Source organism: Pseudoalteromonas sp. 78C3 (assembly GCF_002836695.1).
Taxonomy (GTDB): Bacteria; Pseudomonadota; Gammaproteobacteria; order Enterobacterales; family Alteromonadaceae; genus Pseudoalteromonas; species Pseudoalteromonas arctica.
This window is the reverse complement of record NZ_PJAV01000119.1, coordinates 1-18,045: the sequence shown is the minus strand read 5'-3', so window position 1 is coordinate 18,045 and position 18,045 is coordinate 1. Positions and strand designations below refer to the sequence as shown.

Here is an 18,045-nt window from a genome sequence, read left to right as displayed (position 1 = left end):
ATATCGATGGATCGCAAATATATTACTGCTGGAGTTATTTTTATAGTTTGCTTTTTAAGCTTATTTTTCCTGCCTGTTTTAGCTGTTTACACTAATAGTTTTATTCCTCGGCTCGTTAGTAATTATATGTTTTTTTGGCCTCAATTAAGTTTGCCATATGATAGTTTAGTGATACGAGAGGCTTATAAAAGCAATCTAGTATTTTCTCCTTTTATAGCAAATATATTAAATATCTTTCAGTGGCTTGTTTTAACTGTATTATTTAGCCTTGCCACATCAAATATGAGCAATAAAAAGTATCAAATTGGTTTGTCGTTTATCATCATTATGCTTTTTCCAATAATACTTAGTTTTTTGGTAAATTTATTGGGTTATACGATAGAGCTAGATGGGTTGTAAATATGCCTAACAAGCTGTTAAACAAGGACAAAAAACAGTTGGTTTTTGCTCCTTCGTCGCTTATTTTAACCAACTATTTTATTGCCTGTTAACAGGGCGTTATAACTACTCGCAAGTTTGGCAGTATTATCGATATCATGGAGAGATAAAATTAGTAAATTAATCACAAAAGAGCACAAGCTATTATTGGTTTTAGCGGTATCCATGCTTATTGCTATTTTTATTGTTAAATGGGCAAATGAAGATAGCCCTATTTATAGACCACTAATTCAAGACATGCGTTTGGTTGACTCTGTTAAAATCGCGGACGTATTAGACCAAGAACGTATTTATTACTACGCCGATGTTAAAAACCATATGCTTTACGTCAACCAAGGTCAATCAGAGCTAGCTCGTGTTTCACTTGCTAAAGTTGGTATTGTCATTGAATACCCTGAAATTACTACGCACACAGATCTGAATAAAGCTTACGATGAATTCATCAAACAAAAAAAGGTGGATGAGGAAACAGGAAAAATATGGCAAAGACCTTGGTTCTTTAAATTAGTTAAGTTGGTTATGGGAGCATTGGTTATTATTATTTTAATTCTTGCTGTAGTTCGTCCAGCGCTAGCATCAATAATTTATGATGAAGACGAAAAGTAGTTATAACAAGTCATTAAAGCAGGACAAAAAACAGTTGGTTTTTGCTCGTGCCTCGCTAATTTTAACCAACTATTTTTAGCCTCTTAATGAGGCGTTAGATACACAGGTGTTCAAATGAGATTTATTGTCCTTTTTACTATTTTGGTTATATCTGGTTGTACTACAGGTAATAAGCCTTGGGAAGAGTATACAAATGAGCTAATTGGTGGTAAAGCTCCTTTTCTAGATCCAACTCGATTTGGCGATGCTGGTGAGTTAATTAGAGCCGACTATGTAATATCAGGAGATGGTTTTACTCACATATCCAAAAACAACGAAGGGCAAATTCTACAGCACTGGTTTTATAGTGAAGTATTATCTACTGCACCAAGTGAAGAATGGGTTGGCAAATGTAAAATTTTTTATATTGTGAATCCTGACACAAATGTCATTATTAGCTGGGATTACGATGAAGGCTCCAATAAAGAAAGTTGTAGGGTTTACCACTAACAAAAGTGTACCTAACAAGAAAATTCAAGCGGACATTAGCAAGAGCGGCCAATGCCGCTTAATTTGGTGTTATGTGCTATCAACTAGGAGTTAATTTAAGCTATGGAACCTCATGTAGCCCCTTTAGTAGTGAAAGATATTATAACAATTGCTATATCTATATTGGCACTAACTATTTCATCGACAGTTTTGTATTTATCGCACATTCGTAAAAGCTCTAAAGCGATCCTTTGTCTTAATAGCAGGCTTTTTGATTGCTTAGGTAAAATAACAAAGCGACAACTTAGTTATACTCTAAGCAATACGGGCAACCAAGAGTTGTTTGTTAAAGATATTGAATTGTTAAATGGTCAGTCGCCATTAGGTCATTTGAAACACGATACGTCTTATCTAGTTATTCCTTCAGATATCATTGATCCATTCGTAATAAAACCAGGCGAAATAAAGGCTTTTATGGTATCGCATGACGTAAATTATGATTTACCGCCAGAATATGATGGTGAGTTGAATAAATATACAATTGTGAGTGTTGAAGTTATTTCTGCGAATGGAAAGCGATTTCAAATCGCTCATGACATATCAAATCTTGGCCCATCTGGGCCTGAATTAAAAGATAAGATATGGCGAGGCGTGTCACTAGGAAATAGCATCTAAGAATTAGCACATAACAAGAGCTTTAAACGGAACTAAAACAGTGGGTTAGGTTTCGCTTCGCTACACATTTTAACCCACTATTTTAGTCCGCTTAAGCTGGCGTTATATCGCTGTAAACATCGTCTGTCGCCCCACTGTCGTGTGAATTTCGTAACCGACAATCGATTAAAACATGGATAGTTTCCTCTCACATTGGTAAGGAGCCCAAATGATAGTCAAACGTCTTAGAGAAAAACGAAACTGGTCACAAGAACAACTTGCCACGTTAAGCGGCTTGAGTACTAGAACTATCCAACGAATAGAAAGTGGAAACAAGGCCAGCATAGAATCTCTTAAAGCCCTTGCCTCTGTGTTTGAAATTGACATTTCTAAACTTCAAGAGGAAATTATCGTGATAGACAAAACATCTAAAGAATGGAACAAAGAGCCAATATGGGTCAGGTTTTCGTTTTGGGGAGTAAAAGCAAGAAAGCAAATTATTATGTTAGAAATTATAACGGTGCTCATGGGCCTATTAACTTGGTTCATAAAACCCGACGTAATTGTGACGCCGGCATTTTTTCTTCTAGCTTACATCTTTTCTAACATGAAGCATTATATTGATACGAAGAAATATTGGTGAGTAGCGATATAACAACTCAATAAACTCACTCACTGCCTTCGCTGGGACGCATACACGCGGGGCGGCTTCGCCATTATGCCCCACGTGCCTGCGCCCGTTATTGAAAAGTTAGCTGCACAGTTTATTGCGGCATATTTCAATCTATAAGGATATTAAAATGAATAAAATGATCAAATTAAGTCTATTTACATTAGGCTCTCTTGTTTCAACAGTTTCTTTTGCTAACGAAATCTCTTCTGATTTTCTTAAAAAAGAAATTGAATTAGCTCTCACTCAATACTTAAAAGGCTCACCTGAAAGTGGGCTTTACGCACTTCAAGCCCTAGCAAGAATCCTAGAGTCAGATAGGTCTAGCTCCAAACTTGGGCCAAATAATTTGTCATTTACTTATTTAAGAATAGGTTTGTTACACGAACAGACAGGTAGCCAATCTAAGGCAAAAGCATATTTCAACAAAGCTTTAAGCTCTTATAAAGGTAAAAATATTGAAATTGCTCATTTAAAAGAAGCAGTTTCCAAACTAGACGAAAAGCGCAGCTAACAACACGCCCTGAGGTGGACAGCAAGCGCTAAAGCTCACTTTCCACCGCAAATTTTAACAGCGGTGATCCCTTACTTTTCAATGCAGTTAAGTAAGTTGATTCATCGTAGGGCGTATGTGTTTTCCAGCACCTAAATAGGATTCGTATCCACTTAAATGCCAAAATTTTTAACAAGAAAAATTTTTAACAAGACACCCATCCTAAATTTTGCACTTTTCGAATTTAGAGGCTAGCCTTTATTTAGTGTAAAAAACAAGCAGGGTGTCATATGGCTATCGCAAGAAAGCGTCAAGTAAGTTTGGTTGATACAAAATACTACCACTGTATTTCGCGTTGCGTTCGACGTGCATTTTTATGTGGGGAAGACCGTTTTACTGGTCAATCTTACGAGCATCGACGAGGGTGGGTTGAAGATAAGCTGCTTGAATTAGCCAGGGTGTTTTGTATTGATGTATGTGCTTACGCTGTAATGAGTAACCACACTCACTTAGTACTGTATGTTGATGATATTAAAGCAAATAGGCTTAGTGATAAAGCGATTGTTATTCGCTGGCATAAACTCTGTAAAGGCACATTGCTAACGCAAAAATATGTACAAGGTGAAAAGCTAAGTAAAGTTGAACTCATCTTTTTCAATCAAACGGTTAAACAATACCGAGAGCGCTTATCAAGTATCAGTTGGTTTATGCGGCTATTAAATGAAGACATTGCACGCAGAGCAAATAAAGAAGATAACTGCACAGGCCGCTTTTGGGAGGGGCGCTTTACGTCTCAAGCATTATTAGATGAAGCAGCACTTGCGGCCTGCATGGCCTATGTAGATTTAAACCCTATTAGAGCTAAAATGGCTAACACCCCAGAGGAGTTAGAGCATACCAGCATCAAACAGCGTTTAACGTATGCAAAAGAAGGCAAGCAACCAAAACAACTACTGCGCTTTGCAGGCATGCCACGTCAAATTATGCCAAAAGGACTCCCGTTCGAGCTTAAATCGTACCTTGAACTTGTTGAATTAACAGGACGTTGTATACGAGAAGATAAGCGAGGGTATATTGAGATTACACACTTGCCTTTACTAGAAAGGGTGAATATATCTCCAGAAAACTGGTTAAAGCTTACAACCCAATTTACGCGCGTATTTCATGGCGCAGTGGGCAGGCCAGCGTCACAAGAAGGTTATTGTGAAAACTTAAACCGAAAGCGGCGAGCGAATATCAGTAACTGCGAAAAGCTACTGGCATAAAACTTAAACTATTCAGTAATAAATCATAACTGCATCATGCAGCCATTTCTATGCGTGTAATTTAGGTTTAATAGGGTTAATGACTTATTTAATGGATAAAATAAAAGTCACTCAGCAAAAAAAGATTAATTCAGAATCTGAATGGCGAATTTAGTGGCACAGTTTTGTTTGTTATATTAGAGTGGATGTCTAGTTTACTGTTCAAGGTGTATTCGATCCAAGTGATAACATTGAGATCGTGTATCAAATTTTTTCTGATGGTCGTCGGAAAATAAAGAAACGTAGTTTTATATTCAAACAAGTCAAATCACTTGCTAATGCCAATATTGATTTATCCGATCACAGAGATATCTATTCAGAAGATTTAGATTACAAATGTGAATGTTGGAAACGAGTTACCATTTCAGGTATTACGGCTTCTGAATTAGATACTGTTCAACTATTTAAAGCTGCAATTAATACCGATTTTCCTAGCTTACAGCCTCAGTTTAATGGTGAGTGTTACCTCATAAATAGAACAAAGCAGCTTGTATTAAATCTTTATGATGATCGCGGTATGGATATAGTTTCGAATAACAAAGAATCGTTAAATGGTTTGTATAAAAGTCATAATATGTTGATTCTTGACTATGACCGAGAACATATTGATAAAGTGTTTTCGTGAATATAACAAGTCACTTAAAAGGACAAATAACAGTTGGTTTTTGCTCCTTCGTCGCTTATTTTAACCAACTATTATTTGCCTCTTAGTGAGGCGTTAAATTGCAAAAGGAGTTCGGGTGATATTCTCCCCAAAAGGATTTAATGAGTTAGCTGTGAAATATGCTCAGTTGAAAAAATCATTTATTATTTCAACTGTTGTTCTTATTGTTCTCTTCTTTATATTGGGCAATATGAGCCAGCAAACTCCATACCTATCATTTGCCGCTATGTTAGCTGCAATATTAGGGGCAGAGGCATTCTTCATTGCCGGCTTCCTGCAATACTTCGGAAAGCTCGACTCAAGTACCTCAATAAATTCGTTTTGGTATTCTGTAACTCTAGCTAAAGAGTGGCTGGAGGTTGTTATGTTTATTGTTTTACTTTTAATGCCTCTTGCAATGGCTGTTATGTTAGCTTACGGTGTGTAAATGCAACTTAACAAGCTAATAAATAAGGACAAAAAACAGTTGGCTGTTTTCGTTCCTCAACATTTTAGCCAACAATTTTTTGCCCATTATTAGGGCGTTAGTTTACAAAAAGGATTTTGGTAGTGTTTGAAAGTATTGCGATCTATTCAGGGTTAATTGCAACAATCTGGATCTTCATTGGTGTTTACGTAGCAAGTAGATTTTATGCTGGTTACAGCCATTCTAAACAATTTTGTAGTGAGTTAGGTGCAACAGGTAGCCCAACAGAAAAATTGTCACCCTTAATTAATAATTACCCTTTAGGCTTTCTCTTTTGCTTTTTCGGTTGGTATTTGGCGCAGCTTTCAAGCGTTTCAATCTTAGTGAATATTGCGGGTTGGTTGGTCATAGCTCATGGCATTGGTACATGGGTAGCTGGGTATTTCCCTATGGACGCAGATCCATTTACTAAGAATCCAACTTTTAATTGTAAGGTACATTCTTGGGCTGGTTTTATCATGTTACTTTCGCTAGTTGTAGCACCAATATTAGTAGCTATAAGTCCAACAACAGAAATTATCCCTCTATATTTCCGTATTTTTTCAGTTATTTCTGTTATCGCTGCGGTTTATTATCTATTCGCTATGGCTAAAGCCGTAAAAAATCAAAGTAATCCTGGCATTCATCAACGTATTTCATATGGCTTTCAGCTAATTTGGCTAAGTGTCTTTTCATTAGTGTTGGTGTAATTGTAAACTAACAAGGCAATCAAACGGAAAATTTACAGTTGGCTGTTTTTCGTTCCTCAAACATTTTAGCCAACTATAATTTTCCGCTTATTGCGGCGTTATGTGTAAATGATATTTTGGAGTCAATTTGCTTAAAGTAAATTCATCGATGTTTGTGCATTGATTAGCATTTAATTCTTTTTTGCTAGTTTCTTATATGTTTCTACAGAATATAATTTACGGAGAGCAAGCTTCATCAATTGAACTCAATATATTGGAAATAATTTTAATCTCAGTATGCCTTCCTTCCTTTTTTATCTTTTGGGCTTGGATGCTTTCTGACTTCTTTAGAAATAAAAACAAGTTCAAAAGCAGTATTATGGGGTTGGTCATTAATTATGGCAGGGCCTGTTGCAGTGTTTCCTTATTTTATTTTATATTGGCGTAAGCGAAGTAGATTACACATAACAAGCCACTCAAGCAGGACAAATAACAGTTGGCTTTGTTCGCTTCGCTCTCTATTATAGCCAACTATCATTTGCCTCTTAGTGTGTAGTGGCATAGTGATTTTGGCCACTATTTACATACAAACTTGTATAAAACCAAGTGGGGCTTTTTTATGCCTTAGTTTTATTAAAAATGCCCACTAATGTTAAACTACAAAAAACTTACTTACTTAATATAGCTATGGCATTTTACATTCCTTTATTACAACCTCACTTTAAGCACATTGAAGTTGGCGATACGCTTACATCACTTTGGAGTGGATGTGGCAGTATTGTGCAGTGCCAGCTTGATGATAAAGCCTGCGTTATTAAAGCTATTAAAATACCCAGTTATATACACCATCCTAAAATTAAACAAAGCGAATTTGCACTTAAAAGAAAGCAGCACTCGTATAGTGTTGAATACACATTTTATAAGCTTTATAGCCAACATTTACCAGTACATGCGCAAAGTATTGAATGTATAGGTGCAATTAATAAAGACGATGAATACGCGCTGGTGTTTAAAAACTTCACCAAACATGGGTTTGCTCAAGCAGGGCCACAACATGTTAAAGCTATAGTAAAGTGGCTTGCACACTTTCATGCGTTTAACTTAAGTAAACCCGCTGAAGGGTTATGGCAGCAAGGCAACTACTGGCATTTAAGCACGCGCCCAGATGAGTTTAATAAACTAAAAGATAACCTTGATAAAAAGTCCGATATTAAAAATGCTGCACATAAAATAGATGAGCAGCTACAAAGTTGTGCGTATAAAACGCTGATTCATGGCGATGCAAAACTTGCTAACTTTGCAGCAAATGAGCGCGATGAAATACTCGGTTATGATTTTCAGTATATAGGTGCAGGTTCTGGGATAATTGATGTAATGTATTTTATGACCAGTTGCTTAAGTGATGCACAATTACATGAGTGCGCTGATGAGTATCTTGCGTATTACTTTGATAATTTAAAGGCTGCTATGACAACTTATCATCCTACAGCACCAGCAGGTAAAATAGCTGACAATTGGCTCGCTTTATGGCCTGCTGCATGGGCTGACTTTTATCGATTTTTAGCTGGCTGGAGCCCCGAGCACCAAAAAATAAATAGTTATATGCAACAGCAAGTAAACAGCTGGTTAGCGAGTAACATTTAATAAACAGGTTTTGCTAATCTCTTGCATAAATATCAAGCAAAACAATGCATTTTGGCACGATGTATGAAAATCTCTTTAAAACTACAGGTCAAATGACCTTTTTTAATATAAAATACTGCAAATTCTTGTATCAGTAGGTTTATATCATGGCAATTCACGTTATTTCTCACCCTCTTGTTCAACATAAACTAGGCCTAATGCGAGCGCATGGTATTAGTACTAAAAGCTTTCGTGAATTATGTTCTGAAGTTGGAACCTTATTAACTTACGAAGCAACTAAAAACCTACAGTTAGAAGATAACGAAATTACAGGCTGGGATGGCAATAAATTAAAAGTAGAGCATATTAAAGGTAAAAAAATTACCGTAGTGCCTATTTTGCGTGCTGGTCTTGGCATGATGGATGGTGTTATGCAGTTATTACCAGCCGCTAAAGTGAGTGTTGTTGGTCTTGAACGTAACGAAGAAACACTAGAGCCAGTACCATATTTTGAAAAGCTAGTAGGTAATATTGATGAGCGCTTAAGCTTAGTTATTGACCCTATGCTTGCAACGGGTGGCTCAATGATTGCCACAATCGATATGCTTAAAAAAGCAGGCTGTAAAGAAATCAAAGTAATTGTACTAGTTGCAGCACCAGAAGGTGTGGAAAGAACACTTACAGCACATCCAGATGTAGAAATATTTACAGCCTCAGTGGATAGCCACTTAAACGAAAAGGGCTATATTATCCCTGGTTTAGGCGATGCGGGCGACAAAATATTCGGTACTGTTTAGGAGTCTTAAGTGCAAAATAATGACACCTTTTCAATAAAAACTATTTTAACGGGCGCGCAAATGCTGTTTGTAGCATTTGGTGCGCTGGTATTAGTGCCGCTTTTAACGGGCTTGGATCCTAATGTTGCGCTTTTTACCGCAGGCATTGGTACCTTGCTGTTTCAAGTAGTGACTAAAGGCCAAGTGCCTATATTTTTAGCTTCATCGTTTGCCTTTATTGCACCTATTATTGCCGCTGTGCAAATGTGGGGCGTGCCGGCCACTATGGGCGGCTTAATGGTGGCGGGTTTTGCTTATATGCTTTTAAGTTTATTAGTGAAATTTAAAGGCGTTGCAACGCTTCATAAAATTTTACCACCTGTGGTTGTAGGCCCAGTAATTATGGTTATTGGTTTAGCGCTTGCACCTGTTGCTGTAAATATGGCGATGGGTAAAAGTGGCGACGGCAGTATTCAAATTATTGATTACACCAGCGCTATTTATATTTCGTTGTTCTCGTTAGTGGTTACGCTTATTTTTGCAGTATGGGGAAAAGGCGTATTTAAGCTTATACCTATTCTGGCAGGGGTTGTAGCGGGTTATTGTTTATCGCTTGGTATGGGCGTTGTGCAATTTGACGCAGTGACTAACGCACAGTGGTTTGCTGTACCAAACTTTACTTGGCCTGAGTTTAAATGGCAGGCTATTTTGTTTATGGTACCTGTAGCAATAGCACCTGCAATTGAGCATATTGGCGATATGATGGCTATTAGCCAAGTAACCAATAAAGACTTTTTGAAAAAGCCTGGGCTTCACCGTACTTTGTTTGGTGACGGCCTTGCGACTTCTGCGGCATCATTATTTGGCGGCCCGCCTAACACAACTTACTCAGAGGTAACGGGAGCAGTTATGCTTACTAAAAACTTCAATCCTAAAGTAATGATGTGGACAGCCATTATCGCCATTATTTTAGCCTTTGTTGCTAAAATGGGATCTGGCTTACAGACTATACCTGTACCTGTAATGGGCGGAATTATGATCCTACTCTTTGGCTCTATTGCTGTAGTGGGTTTAAATACACTGGTTAAGTCGGGCGATGATTTAACCGCGCCGCGTAACTTAAGTATTGTTGCGCTTATTTTGGTGTGCGGTATTGGTGGTATGCATATTGGTGGTAGCCAATTTAGTTTAGAGGGCGTAAGCCTCTGCGCTATTTTAGGAATAGTACTTAACTTAGTATTACCAAAAGCAGAACCTGAAAAAGTTTAATTTTGCACATTAGCTAAATAGATTGCACCATAATAGCGCATTTTTAATGCGCTATTTTTTTAACTTGTTAATAAATATACAAAAATAATAATGGTCTAGTATCTGCATTTAACTTCCAGAACGCATTGTATGCAAAGGAGTTACTATGTCAGAGGCCAATATTGTGGATATAACCCCGTTTTTAGCAAAACACCAACTGCCTTTAAAGTATCAATATTTGAGTGAGCAATATTTTGTTCCACTCGCGCATGACATCCTCGAATCTAAAAAAACAAATACTCCTATTTTTGTTGCCATAAATGGATGTCAAGGCTCAGGAAAAACAACACTCGCTGATTTTTTAGTTACCTGGTTTTCTAAAAACACACCACTTAACAGTGTTGCATTGTCTATTGATGACTTTTATTTAGCAAAACAAGCACGTAGTGAACTTGCCAAAGACGTACATCCTCTTTTTACTACTCGCGGAGTACCGGGTACTCACGACGTAGCTTTAATGAATAGCACAATAACTAACTTACTGGCAGGAGAGGTAAATGTACCGCTTCCACGTTTTAATAAACACGAAGACGACTGCGTGCCAGCAAGTGATTGGCTAGCAAACGAAAAGCCAGTTGATATTGTTATTTTAGAAGGGTGGTGCGTAGGCAGTGAGCCACAACCGCTGTTTTCATTGAGTGAGCCGCTTAACGAGTTAGAGCAACAATTTGATAAAGAAGGCGTTTGGCGCCGCTGTGTAAATAGCTGTTTGGCAAACGAATATAAAGCCGTTTTTAACCTAATTGATTATACAGTTATGCTAAAAGCACCGAGTTTTAGTGATGTTTTTACATGGCGACAAGAGCAAGAACAAAAGCTAATAGCCAAAAAAGGTGAAGGCTCAGGCACCATGACTAACGAGCAATTGGTGTATTTTATTTCTCATTTTGAGCGCATTACGCGTGAGAACTTAAACACACTGAGCGCTAAAGCAAACGCTTTAATTGAACTTGATAGCAACCGCGATATTAGCGGTATGCACCTAACGAGTGATGACACCCTTCAACCTATTATTTTTACAGATTTGGACGGCACATTACTCGATCACGCCGATTACAATACAAATAATATCAGTGAGTTATTACAGCAGCTGCAAAATGCACATATTCCTGTGGTGTTTAATACCAGCAAAACTTTTTGCGAAGTTATAGAGCTTAAAAACGATTTAAACATTCAGCAGCCTTTTATTGTAGAAAACGGTGCTGCGGTATTTATTCCAGAAGATTATTTTGAACTTAAGCCTATAGGTTGCAAAAAAATAGGCGCGTATTGGTGCTACGCAATGGCAAAGCCGCTATCGAGTTTATTAAAGGACTTAAATACTTTAAAGGCAGATTATAAAGCACATTACAAATTGTTTAGTGACTTATCGAGTGAGCAAATATCAGAACTTACAGGTCTCGATGATGCGCAAGCAAGACGCGCACAAACCCGCGATTATTCAGACCCTCTTTATTGGTATGGCAATGACGAATTACTCACAGCTTTTGTAAACGATGTTGAAGCACTCGGCTACGATATAAAAATTGGTGGGCGCTTCATTCATATTGCCAAAAATACCGATAAAAGCGCTGCACAGCAGTGGTTAGTTAAACAGTTTACCCATCATTTCAGAAAGCCTCTCACGGTCATTGCATTGGGTGATAGCGATAACGATAAGCAAATGTTAGAGCATGCAAATATCGCCATTATTATCGCCAATCCGGCGAGTAAAAAGCCGGTTAAATTGTCGCACAATAAAGCACGATACTCTCAATCGCCAGCACCGCTGGGCTGGATTGAAGAAATAACATCGTTGCCGTGCATTAGCAGTATTTTAAGTATTTCTGAGGAGCAAACATCTCATGGCTGATTTTTATCAAAATGGCATTATTACAACATTACATAATATTGCCGACAGACCAATAGAAGATCTAGAAAAAGAGCTACTTACTTTTAGCAAGCAGCGCCCAATGGGATTAATACTTCCTTCGTTATTTAGTGAACTTGAAGGCCCTGCACTGCAAAATATAGTTAGCGAATTACGCGAAGTACCGTATTTATCGCAAATTACCATAGGTTTAGATAGAGCCGACGAAGCACAGTACCGCCATGCACTTGGTTTTTTTAAAGAGCTAAACCAAAACCATAAAGTATTATGGAACGACGGCCCACGCTTACAAGCACTTGATAAAGAATTACAAGAGCTCGGCGTTGCACCGCGTGAGCTGGGTAAAGGCCGTAACGTGTGGTACTGCATGGGCTATAAATTAGCAACAGCGGAAGTGGAATCTATCGCGCTGCATGATTGCGATATTTTAACCTACGACAGAAGCTTACTTGCTCGCTTAATTTACCCCGTTGCGCATCCGCGTTTTAACTATGAATTTTGTAAAGGGTTTTACCCGCGTACTGCGAATGGCAAAATTAATGGCCGTGTATCGCGCTTATTAGTAACGCCTTTGCTTCGCTCCTTTAAAACAATTTTAGGCAATACCGACTACCTTGAATATATGGACTCTTTTAGGTACCCACTTGCAGGTGAGTTTTCGTTTAGACGCGATGTTTTAAACGATATTCGCATTCCAAGTGACTGGGGCCTTGAAATAGGCGTACTGAGTGAAATGTATCGTAATTACTCCCATAACCGCTTATGCCAAGTAGATATTGCAGATAATTACGATCATAAGCACCAAGAACTTTCACTTGATGACCAAAGCGCAGGCTTGTCTAAAATGTCGATTGATATTACTAAGGCATTGTTTAGAAAGCTGGCAACACAAGGTGTTACTTTTACCAGCGAAACAATTCGTTCATTAAAAGCGACTTACTACCGTATCGGGCTAGATTTTATTGAAACCTATCACAACGATGCGCTTATGAACGGGTTAACGCTTGATGTACACCAAGAAGAAAAAGCAGTAGAAATGTTTGCACAAAATATTATGGAAGCAGGGCAACACTTTTTAGAAAACCCAATGGAAGCGCCATTTGTGCCAAGTTGGAACCGTGTTGTATCAGCAATGCCAGACGTACTTGAGCGCTTAAAAGAAGCCGTAGAGCTAGATAACGAAGAATATAGTTAACCTGCGTGCAGGTTAACTAGCCTATAAGTCTAAACAATAAATATTAGGGGCGCATGTGAGCACAGTTAGCGAATTATTTTTACAACGAGTAGAGCAACATCTTCATATTATTTATGAGGGGGTTGAGCTGCCTTTATCGGTTACTGAGCTAGCTCAGCAACTCATTAAAATTATATTAGGTAGCAATGCACTGCGCGACCCGACCCCCCATACAAACAGATGGGATGAACAAGATATAGTATTGATTGCTTATGGCGATTCTATTATTAAACACGATGATAGTGAATTTGCCGTATCGAGCCCAATGGAGGCACCGCTTAAAACACTACACAGGTTTATAAAAGAGCAATGTGATATGCAGTTAAATGCGCTGCATATATTGCCATTTTACCCGTACAGCTCAGATGAAGGCTTTGCCGTAATGAACTACGTGCAAGTGAATGAGTCGTTAGGTGATTGGGGAGATATTCAAAATATCGCTAAAGACGTAAAGCTAATGGCAGATTTAGTTATTAACCATTGCTCAAGCAGAAGTGTATGGTTTGAGAACTTTTTAAATGATTTACACCCGGGTAAAGACTACTTCAAAACGGCGAGCTTAACGGATGATTTAAGCCAAGTTGTACGCCCGCGAACCTCATCGTTATTAAATACTGTAACTACGCCAAGCGGCGAAAAACATGTGTGGTGTACGTTTAGTCACGATCAGGTTGATTTTGACTTTGGCAATCCTGATGTACTTAAAGAGTTTGTGGGAATAATTAGGCATTATTTAGACAATGGCGTGCGTTTGTTTAGGCTTGATGCGGTTGCATTTTTGTGGAAACAGCTTAATACAAGTTGCATTAACTTGCCGCAAACACATGAAGCAGTAAGGCTAATGCGAACACTTATTGAGCACGCAGAGCCCAGCGTAGTTATAATTACCGAAACCAATATTCCAAACCAAGAAAACCTATCGTACTTTGGTAACGCTAACGAAGCGCACAGTATTTATAACTTTGCATTGCCGCCATTGTTGCTTCATACATTACTTAGTGGTGATAGTACTGCAATAAAGCATTGGATGATGAGCATGCCGCCTGCGCAAAATGGGACGGCATACTTTAACTTTATAGCCTCGCACGATGGAATAGGGCTCAGACCAATTGAAGGTTTACTACAACCCAGCGAAGTGGCCTCACTAGTAAGTACAACCATGCAGTTTGGTGGTCGTGTATCTATGCGTACCAGTAGCGATGGCACACATACACCGTACGAGCTAAATATTGCTTTATTTGATGCAATGCAAGGTACGCACAATGGCCCCGATAAGTTTGGCCTTGAGCGATTTATGTGTGCTCACGCAATTATGTTTGCGCTTGAAGGTATCCCAGGGCTTTATATTCATAGTTTGTTGGGTACAACTAACGATTACGACCGATTTGAAAATTCACAGCATAACCGCGCTATTAACCGCCATCGTTGGCAAGAATCAAAGCTACTCGCGGCAATTGGTGAAAAGTACAGTCATCATCATAAAGTGTTTAACGGCATAAAAAGTTTATTGGCAGTACGCAAAAAGCAGAGTGCCTTTCACCCCAATGCTACACAGTTTACGCTGCATTTAGCAGGTGGATTGTTTGGTTTTTGGAGACAAAGCATTGACAGGCGCCAAAGTATATTTTGTGTTTATAACATTAGCGATAAACCACAAACGCTCACATTGGCCGACTTAAACTTAATTAACACCCAAAAGTGGTTTGATTTGGTGGCAGATAAAACGATTGAAGAAAGCCAATTAACGATAGAGCTAGAACCATACCAAAGCGTGTGGCTGAGTAATATTAAATAAGACCTATTAAAAAGGCTCGCACTGCGAGCCTTTGTTTTAACTAATAAATTATTTTATTAATTATAAGCTGTAGCTTAAGTTAATGTAGCCAAAGCGGCCAATGTTGTCATAACTTGCGCTGTTTTCACCTGTACCACGAGTACCGTACGGAAGCTTACGGTTAAATACGTTATCAACACCTACTTTAACGCCTAAACCGCTATTAAAGTTGTAACCTACAGTCATATCAGTAATAAAGTATTTACCGTAAGACATTTGATTACTTGGGTTAGGGTTGCTATCAAGTTCAAAATTTGTGTATAGCTCTACTTCACTCAAAAAGCGTGTTTCAACTGTTGAGAAAAAGTTATCCATAACATAGCTTACAGATAGGTTAGTTTGCCATTTAGCTTCACCTGCCGTGCCTGCGTATTCAATGTAGTTACTAGGGTCATCTTGGAACGGATAATCTTTACGTTCAATTAAGTAAGTACCAATTAAGCGTGTTTTAAAGCTACCTTCAAGCGCGTCAAAGTCGTAACCTAGTTCAAAATCTACCCCTGATGCCTTTTGACCGGCAACGTTTAGTACTGAGTTTTGAATTAAAGTAATTTCACCATTAGCATTACGTGTAATTAAGTTACAGTACTGATTGTTTATACCTGTTGCGCTATCTACACAGCGATCAAGAATGTCTTGCGCGTTAATTGTGTCAATTGCATCTTCAAGTTCAATTTCCCAGTAATCAATAGTAAGTAGCGCATTTTCTAAAAACTCTGGTTGGTAAACAATACCTACAGTTGTACTTGTTGACTCTTCACCTTTTACATCACGGTTGCCGCTTGTTAAACCATCTAATGACGCTGAATCGTAACCTGAGTTGAAATCACTCGCTACACCTAACGCGGCACAGTTTGCAGTGCGGGTTGCTCCGTTTGATAAATCACCAAGGTTGTCGGCGCGACACGGGTCGTCTACATTGTAGAAAGTTTGGCTTGCTGCACCAAATACTTCACTAATGTTAGGTGCACGAAGTGCTGCAGATTGAGTTACACGTACACGTAGCTCATCATTTACAGTCCAATCAAGGCCAAGTTTCCAGCTTGTAGCATCACCAATAGTGCTGTAATCAGCATGACGTACTGCTGTATCAAACACTAAGTCTTGAATCAGCGGTAAGTCAGTTAAAATTGGCATAGACGCTTCAAAGAATACTTCGCGAACATTAAACGAGCCCTTATCTTCGCCCAGTGCGTTAAAGAAAGTACCTTCAGCGTTATCAGGCTCTTTAGTTTCGCTTTCTTCTTTACGGTACTCAGCACCAAATGCAACACCTACATAGCCCGCTGGTAATTCAAAAATAGCGCCATTAGCAAGTGAGCCAGAAATAACTGTTTGCTTAATAGTTGATGTGCCAACAGATACCGTATTAATGTAATCAATGGCTTGTTGAGATGGCGAACCAAACCCCATAATATTTACAGGAACACAGCCATCAGCTTGGGCTGCAGCACTACGACATACTACGTTACCATTTGTATCTTCAACGGCATCAAGTGCATTAAAGTAATTTGCTACAATCATGTTAGCGCCGTTTTCACGCTCTAGATCAGTTTGGCCGTATACTATTGAGGTATCTAATTCCCAATCTTCAAATACAGTGCCTTTTAAGCCGGTAACAAAGCGCGTTGTTTCACGCGTATTGTTTTCAATGCGGCGGCCAAGGTCGGTCATCATGCGGTTAACCATGATCGAATCAACACCTTGTTCTTCCATACGTGCTTTAATGGCTGGGTCTAGGTATGGGTTGTCGATTTTGATGCTGTTTTCATCGTCAAAGAAGAAAAATGCAGGTTGACCTATGCTTTCGCCTTGGCTGTTTACATATTTAGCATCAAAGTAAACGTTTAAGTCGTCGGTAACATCGTAGTTAACTTTAAAGTTTACGTTGTAACGCTCAAACTCAGGTTGAATTTCTTCAAATTGACCTAAGTTGAAAAAGTCACATTCTGCACATGAATACAAATCTACATTATTACCTATGTATAAATCACGGGCGCTGCTGTCAGGGTTAAAGCTATTGATAAACTTAGTTGAATCTTCGAGTGCGTAAACACCCGCGTTATTAATAGCGTAATAACCTGCATTTGGCGTTAAAATTTTATCAGGAAAGTCTAAGCTATTTGTATCTTCACCAGGTAGAACCTCTCTGCGTAAACTCGCAAACGAGGTGCTAGTCCAAGGGTGATCAAGCGCGTTTAATGAATCCTGGCCTGAGTACTCAATAGCAAAAGCTGCATTACCACGATCGTTATCAAAGTTAGAGCCGTATGAGAACGTCGCTTTTTCGTTGTTGTAGCTGCTTAAATCGGCAAAACCACGTGTAACGCTAAAGTCCATGCCTTCAATGTTGTCTTTTAATATAAAGTTAACAACACCTGTTACCGCATCAGCACCGTATACAGCAGATGCACCACCAGTAATTATCTCTACACGTTCAACCCATACACTTGGAATAGTGTTGGTATCTACAGATTGAGAACCTGCAGAGCTTGATACATGACGCTTGCCATTTACAAGTACCAAAGTACGATCTGTACCCATGTTACGTAAATCAAGAATATTTAAACCCGCAGTACCAATAAAACGGCCTGAGTTAGCCATAGAATATGTATTGCCAAGTGCAGGTAAGTTATTTAGCGCTTCACCAATGTTTACTGCGCCAGTGTTCATTAGCTGCTCGCCACTGATAACTGTAACCGGTGCAGGCGCAATCGCACCTTCACGTAAAATACGTGAACCCGTTACTTCAACACGTTCAATTTTTGTTGCTTGCTCATCTTGTGCAAGCACAGAATTACTTGCTGTTGCAGCAGCAGTCATTAATGCACATTTAATGCTAGTAGAAAGTAAATTATGACGTTTCATTTGATTCCCAGAGAACATTTTATAGTAATTAAATACAATGTAGTTTTATCCAAATACAGTTTGTATTTGGATAAAGCCCTATAACTTTTTTTATGAGGGCG

16 protein-coding genes and 2 pseudogenes are annotated in these 18,045 nt (G+C 38.6%); 16 read left to right on the top strand and 2 right to left on the bottom strand.

All coding sequences use genetic code 11. The features are described from left to right. The 6 genes from CXF76_RS04695 to CXF76_RS04670 form a co-directional block, all read left to right on the top strand. Nucleotides 1-399: hypothetical protein (locus tag CXF76_RS04695; RefSeq protein ID WP_157823339.1), on the top strand; the 399-nt coding region annotated here is incomplete at its 5' end. Nucleotides 400-603: 204 nt separating this feature from the next. Further along, on the top strand, nucleotides 604-1,044 hold the full coding sequence (locus tag CXF76_RS04690) for a hypothetical protein (RefSeq protein ID WP_198551847.1): 441 nt from the start codon (nucleotides 604-606) through the stop codon (nucleotides 1,042-1,044). 114 nt (nucleotides 1,045-1,158) lie between these two features. After that, complete coding sequence (locus CXF76_RS04685) at nucleotides 1,159-1,533, top strand: hypothetical protein (RefSeq protein WP_101163155.1); 375 nt, start codon at nucleotides 1,159-1,161, stop codon at nucleotides 1,531-1,533. Nucleotides 1,534-1,635: 102 nt separating this feature from the next. Continuing rightward, a complete protein-coding gene (locus CXF76_RS04680) occupies nucleotides 1,636-2,187 on the top strand; it encodes a hypothetical protein (protein WP_101163154.1) in 552 nt (183 codons plus the stop codon). Between the two features lie 208 nt (nucleotides 2,188-2,395). After that, the gene (locus CXF76_RS04675; RefSeq protein ID WP_101163153.1) at nucleotides 2,396-2,809 is read left to right on the top strand and encodes a helix-turn-helix domain-containing protein; all 414 of its coding nucleotides are present in this window, start codon (nucleotides 2,396-2,398) and stop codon (nucleotides 2,807-2,809) included. Nucleotides 2,810-2,966: 157 nt separating this feature from the next. After that, on the top strand, nucleotides 2,967-3,350 hold the full coding sequence (locus CXF76_RS04670; protein WP_101163152.1) for a hypothetical protein: 384 nt from the start codon (nucleotides 2,967-2,969) through the stop codon (nucleotides 3,348-3,350). A gap of 28 nt (nucleotides 3,351-3,378) precedes the next feature. Here CXF76_RS04670 and CXF76_RS20785 read toward each other — a convergent pair. Further along, nucleotides 3,379-3,522 (bottom strand): annotated as a pseudogene (locus tag CXF76_RS20785) (IS110 family transposase); the annotation flags it as partial. 97 nt (nucleotides 3,523-3,619) lie between these two features. Between CXF76_RS20785 and CXF76_RS04660 the strand changes: the two are divergent. From CXF76_RS04660 to CXF76_RS04620, 10 genes and pseudogenes are all read left to right on the top strand, one after another. After that, on the top strand, nucleotides 3,620-4,594 hold the full coding sequence (locus CXF76_RS04660) for a transposase (RefSeq protein WP_101163151.1): 975 nt from the start codon (nucleotides 3,620-3,622) through the stop codon (nucleotides 4,592-4,594). Between the two features lie 220 nt (nucleotides 4,595-4,814). Then, a pseudogene (locus CXF76_RS04655) lies at nucleotides 4,815-5,258 on the top strand (DUF3885 domain-containing protein); the annotation flags it as partial. Nucleotides 5,259-5,373: 115 nt separating this feature from the next. Beyond that, nucleotides 5,374-5,724, top strand: a complete 351-nt coding sequence (locus tag CXF76_RS20695) for a hypothetical protein (protein ID WP_165783608.1) — start codon at nucleotides 5,374-5,376, stop codon at nucleotides 5,722-5,724. A 122-nt stretch (nucleotides 5,725-5,846) separates the two neighbouring features. Next, on the top strand, nucleotides 5,847-6,452 hold the full coding sequence (locus tag CXF76_RS04650; RefSeq protein WP_024591784.1) for a DUF998 domain-containing protein: 606 nt from the start codon (nucleotides 5,847-5,849) through the stop codon (nucleotides 6,450-6,452). A 666-nt stretch (nucleotides 6,453-7,118) separates the two neighbouring features. Next, a complete protein-coding gene (locus CXF76_RS04645) occupies nucleotides 7,119-8,075 on the top strand; it encodes a phosphotransferase (RefSeq protein WP_101163158.1) in 957 nt (318 codons plus the stop codon). A gap of 146 nt (nucleotides 8,076-8,221) precedes the next feature. Next, the gene (upp, locus tag CXF76_RS04640; RefSeq protein ID WP_007580883.1) at nucleotides 8,222-8,851 is read left to right on the top strand and encodes a uracil phosphoribosyltransferase; all 630 of its coding nucleotides are present in this window, start codon (nucleotides 8,222-8,224) and stop codon (nucleotides 8,849-8,851) included. Nucleotides 8,852-8,860: 9 nt separating this feature from the next. Beyond that, on the top strand, nucleotides 8,861-10,099 hold the full coding sequence (locus tag CXF76_RS04635; RefSeq protein ID WP_101163150.1) for a uracil-xanthine permease family protein: 1,239 nt from the start codon (nucleotides 8,861-8,863) through the stop codon (nucleotides 10,097-10,099). A 145-nt stretch (nucleotides 10,100-10,244) separates the two neighbouring features. Continuing rightward, nucleotides 10,245-11,990 carry an HAD-IIB family hydrolase gene (locus CXF76_RS04630; protein WP_101163149.1) on the top strand — a complete coding sequence of 582 codons (1,746 nt, stop codon included), beginning with the start codon at nucleotides 10,245-10,247 and terminating at the stop codon, nucleotides 11,988-11,990. Continuing rightward, nucleotides 11,983-13,203 carry a glycosyl transferase gene (locus CXF76_RS04625; protein WP_002958673.1) on the top strand — a complete coding sequence of 407 codons (1,221 nt, stop codon included), beginning with the start codon at nucleotides 11,983-11,985 and terminating at the stop codon, nucleotides 13,201-13,203. The genes CXF76_RS04630 and CXF76_RS04625 overlap by 8 nt, the downstream gene beginning before the upstream one ends. Before the next feature lie 55 nt (nucleotides 13,204-13,258). Next, the gene (locus CXF76_RS04620) at nucleotides 13,259-15,037 is read left to right on the top strand and encodes a sugar phosphorylase (RefSeq protein ID WP_101163148.1); all 1,779 of its coding nucleotides are present in this window, start codon (nucleotides 13,259-13,261) and stop codon (nucleotides 15,035-15,037) included. Nucleotides 15,038-15,097: 60 nt separating this feature from the next. Here the strand turns inward: CXF76_RS04620 and CXF76_RS04615 are convergent, their stop codons facing one another. Next, complete coding sequence (locus tag CXF76_RS04615; RefSeq protein ID WP_101163147.1) at nucleotides 15,098-17,944, bottom strand: TonB-dependent receptor domain-containing protein; 2,847 nt, start codon at nucleotides 17,942-17,944, stop codon at nucleotides 15,098-15,100. Nucleotides 17,945-18,045: the final 101 nt, after the last annotated feature.

What these genes read in the sequence shown, in the direction of transcription:
- CXF76_RS04690 (WP_198551847.1), top strand. Translation starts at nt 604, where the DNA reads ATGCTTATTGCTATTTTTATTGTTAAATGGGCAAATGAAGATAGCCCT.
- CXF76_RS04685 (WP_101163155.1), top strand. Translation starts at nt 1,159, where the DNA reads ATGAGATTTATTGTCCTTTTTACTATTTTGGTTATATCTGGTTGTACT.
- CXF76_RS04680 (WP_101163154.1), top strand. Translation starts at nt 1,636, where the DNA reads ATGGAACCTCATGTAGCCCCTTTAGTAGTGAAAGATATTATAACAATT.
- CXF76_RS04675 (WP_101163153.1), top strand. Translation starts at nt 2,396, where the DNA reads ATGATAGTCAAACGTCTTAGAGAAAAACGAAACTGGTCACAAGAACAA.
- CXF76_RS04670 (WP_101163152.1), top strand. Translation starts at nt 2,967, where the DNA reads ATGAATAAAATGATCAAATTAAGTCTATTTACATTAGGCTCTCTTGTT.
- CXF76_RS04660 (WP_101163151.1), top strand. Translation starts at nt 3,620, where the DNA reads ATGGCTATCGCAAGAAAGCGTCAAGTAAGTTTGGTTGATACAAAATAC.
- CXF76_RS04645 (WP_101163158.1), top strand. Translation starts at nt 7,119, where the DNA reads ATGGCATTTTACATTCCTTTATTACAACCTCACTTTAAGCACATTGAA.
- upp (WP_007580883.1), top strand. Translation starts at nt 8,222, where the DNA reads ATGGCAATTCACGTTATTTCTCACCCTCTTGTTCAACATAAACTAGGC.
- CXF76_RS04630 (WP_101163149.1), top strand. Translation starts at nt 10,245, where the DNA reads ATGTCAGAGGCCAATATTGTGGATATAACCCCGTTTTTAGCAAAACAC.
- CXF76_RS04625 (WP_002958673.1), top strand. Translation starts at nt 11,983, where the DNA reads ATGGCTGATTTTTATCAAAATGGCATTATTACAACATTACATAATATT.
- CXF76_RS04615 (WP_101163147.1), bottom strand. Translation starts at nt 17,944, where the DNA reads ATGAAACGTCATAATTTACTTTCTACTAGCATTAAATGTGCATTAATG.